Genomic DNA, 12,115 nt, shown 5'->3' with positions numbered 1-12,115 from the left:
CTTCGATCGTAGGCCGACCAGCGCCCGGGACAACAACCACGCCCTAACCTATGGGACATGACCGTCGCCAAGACCGCCCTGCGGGACCAGGTGGTCACCGCCCGCAACCGGCTGTCCCTGGCCGACGTGTCGGCCGGTGGAGTCGCCCTCGCGGAGCATCTCCTGGCCGCTCCGGAGGTACGCCGGGCGGCCAGCGTCGCGGCGTACGTCTCGATCGGCACCGAGCCGGGAACCGGACTGCTGCTCGACGGACTCGTCTCCGCCGGGAAGCGCGTGATCCTGCCGGTGCTGGCCCCCGACGACGACCTCGACTGGGCGGCGTACGACGGCTCACTTGAACAGGCCAGACGCGGGCTGCTCGAGCCGACCGGACCAAGACTGGGCCTGGATGCGATCGCCACGCCGGAGGTCGTGCTGGTGCCCGGACTGGCCGTGGGCCGCGACGGGATGCGCATGGGCCGGGGCGGCGGGTCCTACGACCGGGCACTGGCGCGGGTGCCGGTCGGCACGTTCGTCTGCGTGCTGCTCTACGACGACGAGCTGCGTGACCAGGTGCCCGTCGAGCCGCACGACCGACCCGTGACCGCGGCCGCCACACCCTCGGGCATCCGACGGTTCTGACGCGTCACGGCGGGGTGAGGGTGAGCGTGTGCTCCTCGGCCTCGTCGACGGCGTCCGGGCTGAACGCCCACGGAAGCGTGCGCCCCTCGACGTACAGCTCGGTCTGGTCGGTGTAGTTGGGGTGGAAGGCGTGGCCGGAGTTGCCGGTCAGGTTGATCCAGCGCGAGTCGTCGAAGTCGGCCAGCGAGACCACCATGCGCATCGACGGCGCGGAGGTGACCTCGTAGCCCTCCGCCGCGTCCCATGAGGTGGCGTTGACCAGCGAGCTGCCGCCGCCGACGCGGTAGTCGCGGTTGAACAGTGCCTCGACCGGGTCGATGCCGGAGGTGCCGAGGGTCTGGTTGCGCAGCTCGAGGCGGTGCAGCCGACCCCATTCCCAGTCGTGCGGGTCGCGCGCCATCAGCCGGATGATCTCGTCGCTGGCCTGCAGCATCGCCTTCCGCAGGATCTCGTCGCGGTCCTCGACGGTCCGGGTGCCGCGGTCGTCCCACCACGGGTTCGCCGGGTCCTCGAGCAGGTTCGAGACCACCGAGAACCAGCGACTGTCGCCGTCGGGGTGCAGGGACGTGCGCATCTCGTCGTGGAAGGTCAGCTCGAGCAGGTTGCGCCACACCACGTTGAAGTAGGCCGCGCCGGCGGACGTCGCACCCTGCACGTGGTTCCAGCGGGCGAGCACCTTCTGCCCGTCGCGTCGGTAGCCGCCGGGCAACCTGATGTCGAGCAGGTAGGGCACCAACACGTCGGCCAGCGCACTGCGGTCGTCGAGCTGGAGAGCGGTCATGTCGTCGATCGAGAGCTCGCCCTCGGCCTCGATCACGTCGCGGATCCGCTGCGACCGGTAGCCGCGGTCCCAGTCGTCGGTGAGGTACATCGGGTAGGAGTCGTCGACGACGGCCTGGTTCGCGGTCACCACGAACCCGTCCTTCGGGTCGTAGAGGGTGGGCAGCGCGTCGAACGGGATCGTCAGGCTGCTCCAGTCGTTCTCCCGCAGCCACCCGGCCACCGGCACGGAGCCGTCGTTGCCGGACTTGCGGATCGGGATGCGCCCCGGCGCCTGGTAGCCGATGTGGCCCTCACGGTCGGCGTAGACGAGGTTCTGCGCCGGTACGGCGAAGTCGGCTGCGGCGGCGCGGAACTCGTTCCAGTCCGAGGCCCGGTTGAGCTCGAGGATCGCGTCGGCCGTGGGCGCGGGATCGAGTGCCGTCCAGCGCAGCGCCACCGCGTAGCCGTTGCCACGGTCCTGGCCCTTCGGCGCCTCGGCGTTCGCCCCGACGGTGCTGAGCTCCTTCGACACGTCGGAGAGCAGTGGCCCGTGGTCGGTCTCCCGCACGGTCAGCTCGAAGTCCTCGCCGTCGTGCACCTTGATGGTCTCGGTGTGCGTCTTCAGCGGTCGGTAGCGGCCGTCGTACAACCAGGTGTTGCCGTCCAGCTTCTCGAGGTAGAGGTCGGTGACGTCGGGGCCCAGGTTCGTGAAGCCCCAGGCGATGTCGGCGTTGTGGCCGATCACCACGCCGGGCACGCCGGAGAAGCTGAAGCCGGACACCTCGAACGGGCAGGCCTCCGAGACGGTGCGGCAGTGCAGCCCGACCTGGTACCAGATGCCGGGGATGCTCGTGCCCAGGTGCGGGTCGTTGGCAAGCAGCGGCTTGCCGGTGCTCGAGTGCTCGCCGTCGACCACCCAACTGTTGCTGCCGATTCCCTCGCCCTTGCCGAGCAGCGCGGGCACGGCGTCCATGCCGCGTTGCGCGCTCGCCACGGCACGCACCTGTGCGGCGGTGTACGCCGGGCGGGCCGGGTTGCGGCTGCCCGGACGCGTGGCCTCCGGCTCGTAACGCCCGCCGACGAGGGCGCCCTGCCCGACGATCGGCGCATGCTTCTCGAAGTCGTACGGCGGGTAGAGCTCGTCGACCTGTTCGGGGGTGTGGTTGACCGAGAGCAGCACGCGCGAGATCTCGTCGTCCATGTTGCCGCGCAGGTCCCAGGCCATCGCCTTGAGCCAGGCCAGCGAGTCGACCGGGCTCCACTCCTCGAGGTGGTAGTCGAGCCCACCGGCGCGCAGGAGCGTGTATTCGAGGGAGATCTCCGACAGCGAGTGGTCCTCGAGGTAGGCGTTCACCCCGTCGGCGTACGCCTCGAGCGCGGCCCGGGTGTCGGGCTGCAACATCGCCAGCTCACGTTCGGCAACCCGGCGCCAGCCCATCGTGCGGATCGCCTTGTCCGTCTCGAGGGTGGTCTCGCCGAACATCTCCGAGAGGCGGCCGGCCGTGATGTGGCGGCGTACGTCCATCTCGTAGAAGCGGTCCTGGGCGTGCACGTAGCCCTGTGCCCGCATCAGGTCGGCCGTGGTGTCGGCGTAGATCTGTGGGATGCCGTGCTCGTCGCGGACGACCGTGACGTCACCCTCGAGGCCGGGCAGGGCGATCTCGCCGTCCATCTGGGGGAACGGCTTGCGCACCAGCACGACGCCGGTGACCAGGCTGGCGACCAGTGCCAGCACGAGAACCGCTGCGACGTACGACGCCCAGCGCGCGGCCCACGGCCATTGACGGAAGGTCGTCCAGCCCTGCCTGAGGTTCACGCTCGGCCCACTCCCGCCACGGCCCATTCCCACAGTGGCATTGTCCCCGTGGGGGTGCTCAGGAGCTGGAGGACGCGCTGGAGGTGGTGCTGCTGGACGAGCTGCTCGAACTGCTGGAGCTGCCCGAGTCCTTGGCGGACGAGCTGCCGGAGTCGCTGCTGCTGCTCGAGCTGCCCGACTCCTTGCTGCCGGAGTCCTTGCCGCCCGACTCCTTGCCGCCCGAGGACGGCAGCGACGAGCTCGACCCGCTTCGCGAGTCGGTGCGGTAGAAGCCGGAGCCCTTGAAGACCACGCCCACTGCGTTGAACACCTTGCGCAGGCGGCCTTCGCAGACCGGGCAGACGGTGAGCGCGTCGTCGCTGAACTTCTGGACCTGCTCGAAGGCGTGGTCGCACTCGGTGCAGGCGTACTGGTAGGTGGGCACGGGCTGGAAATCCTCCGGGAGAGCGGTGTGATCGGCTGGCACGCGGGCTGGCACTCGGCCGGGCCGACTGCCAATGGTACGACACCTGTGGAGAACCGATCCACGCTCGTCCGCGGCGACCTAGCCTCGCTGCCATGGCCAGCACACGCTCAGCTCCGTCCAGCCCCGACCTCCGCCGCCGCCTCGGCGACCTGCGCCACGGCGTGCGCCGGGCCGTCCTGGCCCGACGCCGCCTGCTCTGTGCCGTCTGTGTGGCCGGGGCGGTCTTCGCCGGCGTCCGCACGATGGCGCCGAGCCCCCCACCCACGGTCACGGTCACCGTCGCTGCGCGCGACCTGCCGGCCGGTGCCACCCTGTCCGCGGCCGACCTCACCACCGTCGACCTCCCTGCCGACTCCGCGCCCGACCGGGTGGCCAGCGCGTCGTACGCCGTGGGGCGCACGACCGCCGGTCCGGTGCGTCGCGGGGAGCCGGTCACCGACGTACGCCTGGTCGGCGCCGGCCTGCTCGACGGCTACCCCGGCATGGTCGCCGTGCCGGTGCGGGTGCCCGACGACGGGGCGGTCGCGCTGCTGCGTGTCGGTGACCGCATCGACCTGCTGGCCACCGACCAGCGCACGGGTGACACCGAGCGCGTCGGTGACGACGTGGCGGTGATCGCGCTGCCCGAGGAGGGTGCGCGGAGTGCCCGGATCGGCACGTCCGGTCGCCTGGTGGTCGTCGCCACGTCGACCAGCATGTCCGAAATTGTCGCTTCTGCTGCGGCGACGCGTTATCTCTCCGCCACGATTTCACGCTAGCGTGTTGCGCTGTCTAGTCCCCATATTGGGATTCCGGCGCCCTCGGGGGGCCGGATCAAGAAGGAGATAAATCAATGGATGGGTTCAAGAACTTCCTGCTCCGCGGGAACCTCGTCGAGATCGCCACCGGTCTGATCATGGCCCTGGCGTTCGCTGACGTCGTCAGCACTTTCACCAACTGGCTGACCAGCCTCCTCCCCGAGAGCGCCGAGGACGTCTTCAGCAACGAGCTGAACTCGTTCGGCGCCTTCCTCAACGCCGTCATCGCCTTCATCATCATGGGTGCCGTCGTCTACTTCTTCGTCGTGGTGCCCTACACGAAGGCCAAGGAGCGCTTCTTCCCGGGCGAGGCCGCCGGCCCGACCGAGGTCGACCTGCTCACGCAGATCCGCGACTCGCTCGCCACCAAGGCCTGAGTTCTCTTCACGCCTGAGTCAACGAGGCCCGACCCCTGGGAGGGGGCGGGCCTCGTTGCCATTTCAAGTCCCGTGAGATCGAACGCGGTCAGCCGTGGTGGGGAGGCACCTGGCTGCGGTACCAGTCGTCGGGCTTGCCGGACGAGTCCGCCCCGCGCTCGTCGCCGGTGGTCTCGGGCAGCACGTCACCGAAGATCGCGGCCAGGCGCTTGCGGCGCTGCCAGGCGGTCTCCTGTTCGGGAGCCGCCTCCTCCTCGGGTGGGTCCTGGGTAGCCATGATCAGGCGCAGAGGCCGTTGGCCTCGGCGGCCTCGGCCGCGTCGGTCTCCGCCTCGGTGGGCTCGGTCGCCTCGTCGGAGGGATCCGCGGACGGCGACTCGGTGGAGTCGGGGTCGGGCGTCGCGGTGGAACCCGGGCGCCGCGCGGCGGTGATCACGTCGGAGCTGAGCCGCTTGCTCAGCGGCTCGTCGAACTTCATCTTCTTCCAGAGCAGGTTCGCGTCCTCGGCCCAGACCAGGCGGTTCGGGTCGGGCTCGTAGAAGTCCCACGGCACGGTGATGAACTTGATGTTGTCGGTGCCGATGTTCTGGAACTGCTCGGCCAGGTTCTTGATCTTCACGACCGAACCGAGCCGCTGGTCGAGGGTGAGCGACTTGGTGGCCGCGTCGAGGAAGCTGAACAGGCGGTCAGGCCGGCCGAGGACGCCCTTGGAGCTGACCTTGTTCACCATCGCCGCGATGAAGGCCTGCTGGCGCTTCATCCGGCCGATGTCGCCGTTGTTGGAGATGTTGTGGCGGACGCGCACGTAGTTGAGCGCCTCCTGGCCCTCCAGCTCGCGGGTTCCGGCCTTGAGGTGGATGTTGCCGACGTCGTCGTCGACGTCCTCGGGAATGCAGACCTCGACGCCGTCGATGGCATCGACCATGTCCTTGAAGCCGTTGAAGTCGACGACGACGAAGTGGTCGATGCGCACTCCGGAGAGCTGCTCGAACTGGCGGATCGCACACGCCGGGCCGCCGTACGCGAACGCGGCGTTCCACATGTCGAAGCCCCCGGGGATCTCCTCCATGTCGTCGTCGTAGCAGGTCGGTCGCTCGACCATGGCGTCGCGCGGGAGGCTCACGCCGTACGCGAACTTCCGGTCGGCGGAGAGGTGCAGCACCATCGTGGTGTCCGAGCGCTGGCCACCACCGGTGAGGCCGTCGATGTTGTTGCCCGAGCCTTCACGGGAGTCGGACCCCATGACCATGATGTTCAAAGGCTTGCCGGACTTCTGCAGGTCAGCCTGGTCGGGTCGATCGTCGCCGAGCTGCTTGTCGACGTTGAGCACGTTGAGGTTCTCGTTGAGGTGCCGGTAGGTGTAGACCGCGAAGAGCCCGAACCCGAGGGTGAGGACGAGGATCCCGTATCCGAGCACGCTCAGCAGGCGATGCTTGTGCTCGGATTCGCCGCGGTGGCGGCCGGTCGGGTCGTCGTTGCTCACTCGAACTTCTCACTCGATGAATGGGGTGTCGTGCGCGGGCTGCGCCCGTTGAACGGTAATGCAGCCTCCCAAATTGTGCGGTTCAACCCTGAATCCGCCAAAACAACGACAATGGGGGCATGGCAGGATGTCTGCCGCCCGCCCCAGTAGCTCAGTGGATAGAGCAGCCGCCTCCTAAGCGAAAGGTCGCAAGTTCGACTCTTGCCTGGGGCACGTACGACGAGGGCCCGGCACCGGAATCGACTCCGGTGCCGGGCCCTCGTGCATCGCCTCAGGCCGGTACGGCGTCCCGGGCCACGGCAGCCTCTTCGTCGGGCGTGACCGCGGTCGACGTACGACCTCCGGCGACACCCCGCACGCAGAGCGTGACCACCGCGCCGACGACGCTGACCGCGGCGAACAGCTGGAACGCGGTGCTGCCGCCGACTCCGGCGCCGACCAGGATGCCGCCGATCACCGGGCCCACGATCCCGCCGAGGCGGCCGAACCCGGCACACCAGGCGACGCCCGCGGCACGGGCCGAGGTGGGGTAGTAGTTGGACACGAGTCCGTAGATCAGCACCTGGGTGCCGATGGACCCGACGCCGGCGACCGCAACGGCGGCCAGCAGCACGGTGAACGGCAGGTCGAACGGCATCAGGAGCAGCGCCACGGCGGCCAGCAGAAAGGTGGTCGCGACCACGCGCCGGGCGCCCTTGTGGTCGGCCACCCACGAGGCGATCAGCCCACCGACGATGGCGCCGAGGTTGAGCAGCAGCAGGAAGGCGAGCGCGTAGTCCTTGCCGTAGCCCTTGCCCTCCATGATCTGCGGGAGCCACGTGTTGAGGCCGTAGGTCAGCAGCAGGCCCGAGAAGCTCATCAGGCCGAGCAGGATGGTCGGCACCAGGTAGGGACGCGAGGCGAGCGCCGCGTAGCCGACCTTGTCGGCCTTGGTCGCCTGAGTGGCGGGAACGGTGCCGGCAGCCGGCAGGGCGACGCCGGTACGACGCGACACCGCGGCCGCCCGCTCGGTCTCACCGCGAGAGAGCAGCCAGAGCGGCGACTCCGGCAGCTTGGCCCAGGCCAACGGCAGCAGGAGGAGCACCGGCAGGGCACCGATCCAGAACAGGCCGCGCCAGCCGGCCACGTCGTCGAGCACGATGGCGGCCAGGGCGGCACAGACGCCGCCGGCCGGGATGCCGCTGTAGACGATCGCGTTGTAGCGGTTGCGCCGGTCGGCCGGAGCGAACTCCGCGACCAGGGCACCCACCGTGGCCACGAGCGCCCCGACTCCGATGCCGGTCAGGAAGCGACCGGCGCCGAAGGTGAAGATGCTGGTGGTCGTCGCGGTCAGCGCCATGCCGACCGAGAACCAGGCGATGTTCACGAGCATGATCCGGCGGCGGCCGACCAGGTCGCCGATGGCGCCCGCGGTCAGCGCACCCACGAGCACGCCGATCAGCGCCCAGCTACCGAGCGTGCCGGCCTGCTCGGGGGTGAGCGCACCGATCTGGCTCTTGTCGGCCAGCAGGGTGGGGACCACGGTGCCGTAGACGACCAGGTCGTAACCGTCGAAGAGCAGGGCCGCGAACGAGAGCCCGACCACCCAGTGGAGGGTACGGCTGCGGCGGGCTTCCGCAGAGGCTGAGGTGCTGGTCATGAGGGGACTCCGATTCAGGTCTTTTTCGGACATTCCCGTCACCCTGACAGCCCGTGGCGTGCGTCACACCGGGGCAATGCCTAGGGTTGACCACGGGCGCCTTTCAGCGCCCGCAGGTCTCAATCACCCCTGTTCGGGTCCTGGTCCCCACCCAGTGATCCGAGCCGTCACTTGATCGTGGTCTTGATCTCTCCCTCGGACTTCAGGTCGTGCTGGAGCTCGCCCTCGGCGTCGACCGGCGTGATGGTCACGTCGAAGGTGATGGGCGAGTTCTTCTGGTAGGCGAAGTTCTCGCCGAACGAGTAGGTCTCGCCGGTGCCGAACGTGTAGATGCCGCGCTCGTTGTAGCCGTCGGGGCCCAGGTCGTCCTGGTTGACACCCTGCGACTCGAAGACCGAGTCGTCGGTGTCGCTGTCCATCCCCTGCATCCACTTCCAGTCGTCGTAGCGCGCGCTGATCGAGACGCGGCTCGAGCCGAGGTCGATCGGGTCACCGTTGTTGGTGATCACGTAGTTGACGAAGATCAGGTCGTCACCCTTCTTCAGGATGGGCTTGTTCGTGTCGGGGTCGACGAAGTTGCCGTCGTCGGTCGCCTTCTCGTGGCCCACCTGGTAGACCGCGACGGTCACGTCGCCGACCTCGGCAGTGGTCAGCAGGTCGCCCGGCTTGGTGACCGGCAGCGCCCACGAGGGCAGGGAACCGGTCGAGCCGGCTTCCTCGGTGGTCGCCTCGGAGGGCTCCTCGGACGGCGTCTCCGAGGGAGTCTCGCTGGTCTCGTCGGTGGGCTCGTCGCTGCTCGGCTGCGCGGGTGAGTCGCTGGTCGAGGACTTGTCGTCGTCCTTGTCGTCGGACCCACAGGCGCTCAGTCCCAGCAGGGGGACGAGCACGGCGGCGACGACGGTGGTTCCGGCACGGAGGCGGCGGTTGCGCATGGGGGTAGTTCCTTCTCTGCGGGCCCTGGGTCAGGGTCTGGTGCCGACACCCTCCCCCACCGTCCCCGGGCGCAAACCGAGCCTCAACCAGTGATGGTCTCGAACCCCATTCCTGCGCTGCGCAGGCGGTCGAGCAGGCGGTCGCCCATGGCCACCGCCGGGGTCACCTGGCCCGCGGTCTCGGGGTTCTCGTCGAAGGCCAGGCACAGCGCCGACTCGGCGAGCATCTTCGAGGTCTCGGTGTAGCCGGGGTCGCCCCCGGAGACCCGCGTGTGCACGACCTCGCCGCCGGCCTCGCCGACGAAGTCGACGGTGAACCACGACTTGCGGCGTCGTCCTTCGGAGGGACCCTCCCCCTGCTTGACCTTGCCCTTCAGGAAGTTGCGCACCGGCCCGACCTGCGCGGCCGCCGCCAGCGCGGTGACCCCGACGGCCCCGCCCGCGGCGTAGCGCAGCGTCTTCGTGCCGGCGTAGTGCGAGTAGATGAACTTCGGGCCGTACGACGCCAGGGCCGCACCGCTGCGCTGCACCACCTGCGGGTCGATCGTCGGCAGCGGGAGGAGCCAGTAGCCGAGGAGCCTGTCGCGGTGCGGCTTGCCGGCCACGGCACGGCTCGACCGGCCTTCAGAGCGCCGTTCCTTGCGCCGACGCTCGGCGAAGGCGGCCTTCATCTGCCGGGCCCGCTCCATCGCACCGAGCGCGGAGTGGAAGGTGCCGCCGGAGAACGTCGCATTGCTGCGTACGACGCCCCGCACGTTCGCCGGCACGTCCGGCGGCAGGTGCCGCATCGTGTAGAAGACGCCGAGGTCGTGCGGGATCGAGTCGAAGCCGCAGCAGTGCACCAGGCGCGCACCCGAGGCGACCGCAGTGTCGTGGTGGGCCAGCCACATCCGGTCGACGAACTCGGGCTCGCCGGTGAGGTCCACGTAGTCGGTGCCCTTCTCTGCACACGCGGCGACCAGCGGCTCGCCGTACGCCAGGTAGGGGCCGACGGTGCTGATCACGACGCGGGCCCGGGCCGCCACCTCGCCCAGGGCGGCCGCATCGGCGGCGTCGGCGACGAGCAGCTCCATGACCTCGAGCCGCGGGTCGATCGCGACGAGGCGATCACGCACCGCCTCGAGCTTCGCCTTGCTGCGGCCGGCCAGGGCCCAGCGCAGGCGGGCCGGAGCGTGCCGCGCCAGATACTCGGCGGTGAGGCCTCCGGTGAACCCGGTGGCACCGAACAGGACGATGTCGAACTCGCGATCAGCCATGTCCACATCGTGCCCTAGAGCCGCAGCCTGGTTTCGAGTCGGTCGCAGAACGACCTCCTCAACCAGCGTGGGTCCGGCGTACCTTTGTGGGCATGTGCCGCAACATCCGACCCCTCAACAACTTCGAGCCGCCCGCCACTCCGGACGAGGTGACCGCCGCCGCGCTGCAGTACGTCCGCAAGGTCAGCGGGACCACCAAGCCGGCCCAGGCGAACCAGGCCGCCTTCGACGAGGCCGTGCACGAGATCGCCCACATCACCGCGCACCTGCTGGAGAAGCTGGTCACCAACGTCCCGCCGAAGAACCGCGAGGTGGAGGCCGAGAAGCGCAAGGCCCGTGCCGAGCTGAGATACGCCCGTTGACAGAGGCACCCGCGACGGAGGCGCTCGCGACGGAGGCCCTCGCCTTCCTCGCCGCGCGACCGCTCGTCGTCCTCACCGGGGCCGGGGTCTCCACGGACTCCGGCGTGCCCGACTACCGCGGCCCCGACTCCGTGGCGCGGACGCCGATGACCTACGGCGAGTTCGTCTCCGGCCCGCCGGCCCGACAGCGCTACTGGGCGCGCAGCCACGTCGGCTGGGGCCGCATGCACCACGCGCTGCCCAACGCCGGCCATCGCGCACTGGCCCTGCTCGAGGCCCGCGGCCGTGTCGACCTGCTGGTCACCCAGAACGTCGACGGCCTCCACGAGGCCGCCGGCAGCAACCCGATCGCCCTGCACGGCCGCATCTCCGACGTGATCTGCCTGTCCTGCCGCACGGTCAGCAGCCGGTCGGCGCTCCACGAACGGCTCGACCTGCTCAATCCCGGGTACGCCGACGCGCACGCCGACGTCGCGTCACGACCCGACGGGGACGTCGACCTCGACGACACGGCCGGCTTCGTCGTACCCGACTGCGAGGCGTGCGGCGGGGTGCTCAAGCCCGACGTGGTCTTCTTCGGCGAGAACGTGCCGGCCGCGCGGGTGCAGCGCTGCTACGACGCGGTCGAGGCCCTGGCAGAGCGCGACGGGGCGCTACTGGTGGCCGGCTCGTCCCTGACCGTGATGTCGGGCCTGCGGTTCGTCAAGCGGTCCGCGAAGCTCGGTGTGCCCGTGGTGATCGTGAACCGCGGGACGACCCGCGGCGACGACCTTGCGACGTACACGCTGCACGCCGGGACCAGTGAGTTCCTCGGTGCGCTCAGCGCTCGAAGCAGATCGGAGCTCAGAGACGCTTGACGAAGATGTGGTCGGCCGCCTCGGGGATGATCTCGGCGGTCTCGCCGCCCGAGCCGATCAGCACGCCGTCTTCGGTGGCGATCACCACGACGGTCTTGTCGGGCACGGCACCGACCCGGCGCAGCGCGCCCATCAGGTCTTCGTCCTTCTGCATCTCCTCGGAGATGCGGCGGATGTGCACCCGCGACTCGTCCGATCCGGCGACCGCTGAGAGCGACTCGACGCCCTCCATGAAGTCTTCGCCGACGCCGCTCTGGCCCAGCTCGTCGAGGCCCGGGATCGGGTTGCCGTACGGCGACTCGGTCGGGTGGCCCAACAGCTCGATCAGGCGGCGCTCGACGGTCTCGCTCATCACGTGCTCCCACCGGCAGGCCTCGGCGTGCACGAACTCCCAGTCGAGGCCGATCACGTCAGTGAGCAGCCGCTCGGCCAGGCGGTGCTTGCGCATCACGCGGGTGGCCAGGCGCAGGCCGTCGTCGGTGAGCTCGAGGTGGCGGTCGCCCTCGACGGTCAGCAGGCCGTCACGCTCCATGCGGGCCACGGTCTGGCTCACGGTGGGGCCGCTCTGGTGCAGGCGCTCGGCAATCCGCGCCCGCAACGGCACGATTCCCTCCTCCACGAGCTCGTAGATCGTGCGGAGGTACATCTCGGTGGTGTCGATCAGGTCGCTCACGTGCCCCATTGTTGCCTACCGGTGGGTGTTGCGTGAGCCCGGCACTACTGACTTGGCCCGGATCAGGCTACGTTC

At 69.6% G+C, this 12,115-nt stretch carries 13 protein-coding genes and 1 tRNA gene; 6 read left to right on the top strand and 8 right to left on the bottom strand.

The genetic code is table 11. The features are described from left to right. The first annotated feature begins 57 nt into the window (after window positions 1-57). A complete protein-coding gene (locus tag ASD66_RS19055; protein WP_056682282.1) occupies window positions 58-621 on the top strand; it encodes a 5-formyltetrahydrofolate cyclo-ligase in 564 nt (187 codons plus the stop codon). A 4-nt stretch (window positions 622-625) separates the two neighbouring features. On the opposite strand, the gene ASD66_RS19050 is transcribed toward ASD66_RS19055, so the two are convergent. Beyond that, a complete protein-coding gene (locus tag ASD66_RS19050; RefSeq protein ID WP_056891884.1) occupies window positions 626-3,199 on the bottom strand; it encodes a penicillin acylase family protein in 2,574 nt (857 codons plus the stop codon). A gap of 58 nt (window positions 3,200-3,257) precedes the next feature. Beyond that, window positions 3,258-3,623: an FmdB family zinc ribbon protein gene (locus ASD66_RS19045; RefSeq protein ID WP_056682285.1), complete on the bottom strand. Its 366-nt coding sequence runs from the start codon at window positions 3,621-3,623 to the stop codon at window positions 3,258-3,260. Window positions 3,624-3,757: 134 nt separating this feature from the next. Here ASD66_RS19045 and ASD66_RS19040 point away from each other — a divergent pair, with 134 nt between their 5' ends. Continuing rightward, a complete protein-coding gene (locus ASD66_RS19040; protein WP_056682287.1) occupies window positions 3,758-4,423 on the top strand; it encodes an SAF domain-containing protein in 666 nt (221 codons plus the stop codon). 74 nt (window positions 4,424-4,497) lie between these two features. After that, window positions 4,498-4,839 carry an MscL family protein gene (locus tag ASD66_RS19035; RefSeq protein ID WP_056682289.1) on the top strand — a complete coding sequence of 114 codons (342 nt, stop codon included), beginning with the start codon at window positions 4,498-4,500 and terminating at the stop codon, window positions 4,837-4,839. Between the two features lie 88 nt (window positions 4,840-4,927). On the opposite strand, the gene ASD66_RS19030 is transcribed toward ASD66_RS19035, so the two are convergent. Both ASD66_RS19030 and ASD66_RS19025 read right to left on the bottom strand, forming a co-directional pair. Continuing rightward, window positions 4,928-5,116: a hypothetical protein gene (locus ASD66_RS19030; RefSeq protein WP_056682293.1), complete on the bottom strand. Its 189-nt coding sequence runs from the start codon at window positions 5,114-5,116 to the stop codon at window positions 4,928-4,930. A 2-nt stretch (window positions 5,117-5,118) separates the two neighbouring features. After that, window positions 5,119-6,321, bottom strand: a complete 1,203-nt coding sequence (locus ASD66_RS19025; RefSeq protein ID WP_056682298.1) for an LCP family protein — start codon at window positions 6,319-6,321, stop codon at window positions 5,119-5,121. Between the two features lie 140 nt (window positions 6,322-6,461). Here ASD66_RS19025 and ASD66_RS19020 point away from each other — a divergent pair. Next, window positions 6,462-6,534: transfer RNA gene (locus ASD66_RS19020), tRNA-Arg, on the top strand. A gap of 58 nt (window positions 6,535-6,592) precedes the next feature. On the opposite strand, the gene ASD66_RS19015 is transcribed toward ASD66_RS19020, so the two are convergent. The 3 genes from ASD66_RS19015 to ASD66_RS19005 all read right to left on the bottom strand — a co-directional run bounded on the left by ASD66_RS19015 (window position 6,593) and on the right by ASD66_RS19005 (window position 10,148). Continuing rightward, the gene (locus tag ASD66_RS19015; protein WP_056682301.1) at window positions 6,593-7,960 is read right to left on the bottom strand and encodes an MFS transporter; all 1,368 of its coding nucleotides are present in this window, start codon (window positions 7,958-7,960) and stop codon (window positions 6,593-6,595) included. Between the two features lie 167 nt (window positions 7,961-8,127). Continuing rightward, the gene (locus tag ASD66_RS19010; protein WP_056682303.1) at window positions 8,128-8,892 is read right to left on the bottom strand and encodes a hypothetical protein; all 765 of its coding nucleotides are present in this window, start codon (window positions 8,890-8,892) and stop codon (window positions 8,128-8,130) included. Between the two features lie 83 nt (window positions 8,893-8,975). Beyond that, window positions 8,976-10,148, bottom strand: a complete 1,173-nt coding sequence (locus ASD66_RS19005) for a saccharopine dehydrogenase family protein (protein ID WP_056682305.1) — start codon at window positions 10,146-10,148, stop codon at window positions 8,976-8,978. Window positions 10,149-10,240: 92 nt separating this feature from the next. Here ASD66_RS19005 and ASD66_RS19000 point away from each other — a divergent pair, with 92 nt between their 5' ends. Together ASD66_RS19000 and ASD66_RS18995 are read left to right on the top strand one after the other, a co-directional pair. Next, window positions 10,241-10,510: a DUF2277 domain-containing protein gene (locus ASD66_RS19000; RefSeq protein WP_056682311.1), complete on the top strand. Its 270-nt coding sequence runs from the start codon at window positions 10,241-10,243 to the stop codon at window positions 10,508-10,510. Then, complete coding sequence (locus ASD66_RS18995) at window positions 10,507-11,367, top strand: Sir2 family NAD-dependent protein deacetylase (protein ID WP_056682313.1); 861 nt, start codon at window positions 10,507-10,509, stop codon at window positions 11,365-11,367. Before ASD66_RS19000 ends, ASD66_RS18995 begins: the two co-directional genes overlap by 4 nt. On the opposite strand, the gene ASD66_RS18990 is transcribed toward ASD66_RS18995, so the two are convergent. Further along, entirely contained in the window at window positions 11,354-12,040 is a 687-nt protein-coding gene (locus ASD66_RS18990; RefSeq protein WP_056684961.1) for a metal-dependent transcriptional regulator, read from the bottom strand. The genes ASD66_RS18995 and ASD66_RS18990 overlap by 14 nt on opposite strands. Window positions 12,041-12,115 lie beyond the last annotated feature (75 nt).

Origin of the sequence: Nocardioides sp. Root151, from assembly GCF_001427925.1 — a bacterium.
In the GTDB taxonomy this organism is placed as follows: Bacteria; Actinomycetota; Actinomycetes; order Propionibacteriales; family Nocardioidaceae; genus Nocardioides.
This window is presented reverse-complemented; position numbering and strand designations above follow the sequence as displayed.

Excerpts from the sequence above, each read along its gene's own strand:
- ASD66_RS19055 (WP_056682282.1), top strand. The coding sequence starts at position 58 with ATGACCGTCGCCAAGACCGCCCTGCGGGACCAGGTGGTCACCGCCCGC.
- ASD66_RS19010 (WP_056682303.1), bottom strand. The coding sequence starts at position 8,892 with ATGCGCAACCGCCGCCTCCGTGCCGGAACCACCGTCGTCGCCGCCGTG.
- ASD66_RS19000 (WP_056682311.1), top strand. The coding sequence starts at position 10,241 with ATGTGCCGCAACATCCGACCCCTCAACAACTTCGAGCCGCCCGCCACT.
- ASD66_RS19015 (WP_056682301.1), bottom strand. The coding sequence starts at position 7,960 with ATGACCAGCACCTCAGCCTCTGCGGAAGCCCGCCGCAGCCGTACCCTC.
- ASD66_RS19035 (WP_056682289.1), top strand. The coding sequence starts at position 4,498 with ATGGATGGGTTCAAGAACTTCCTGCTCCGCGGGAACCTCGTCGAGATC.
- ASD66_RS19005 (WP_056682305.1), bottom strand. The coding sequence starts at position 10,148 with ATGGCTGATCGCGAGTTCGACATCGTCCTGTTCGGTGCCACCGGGTTC.
- ASD66_RS19040 (WP_056682287.1), top strand. The coding sequence starts at position 3,758 with ATGGCCAGCACACGCTCAGCTCCGTCCAGCCCCGACCTCCGCCGCCGC.
- ASD66_RS19030 (WP_056682293.1), bottom strand. The coding sequence starts at position 5,116 with ATGGCTACCCAGGACCCACCCGAGGAGGAGGCGGCTCCCGAACAGGAG.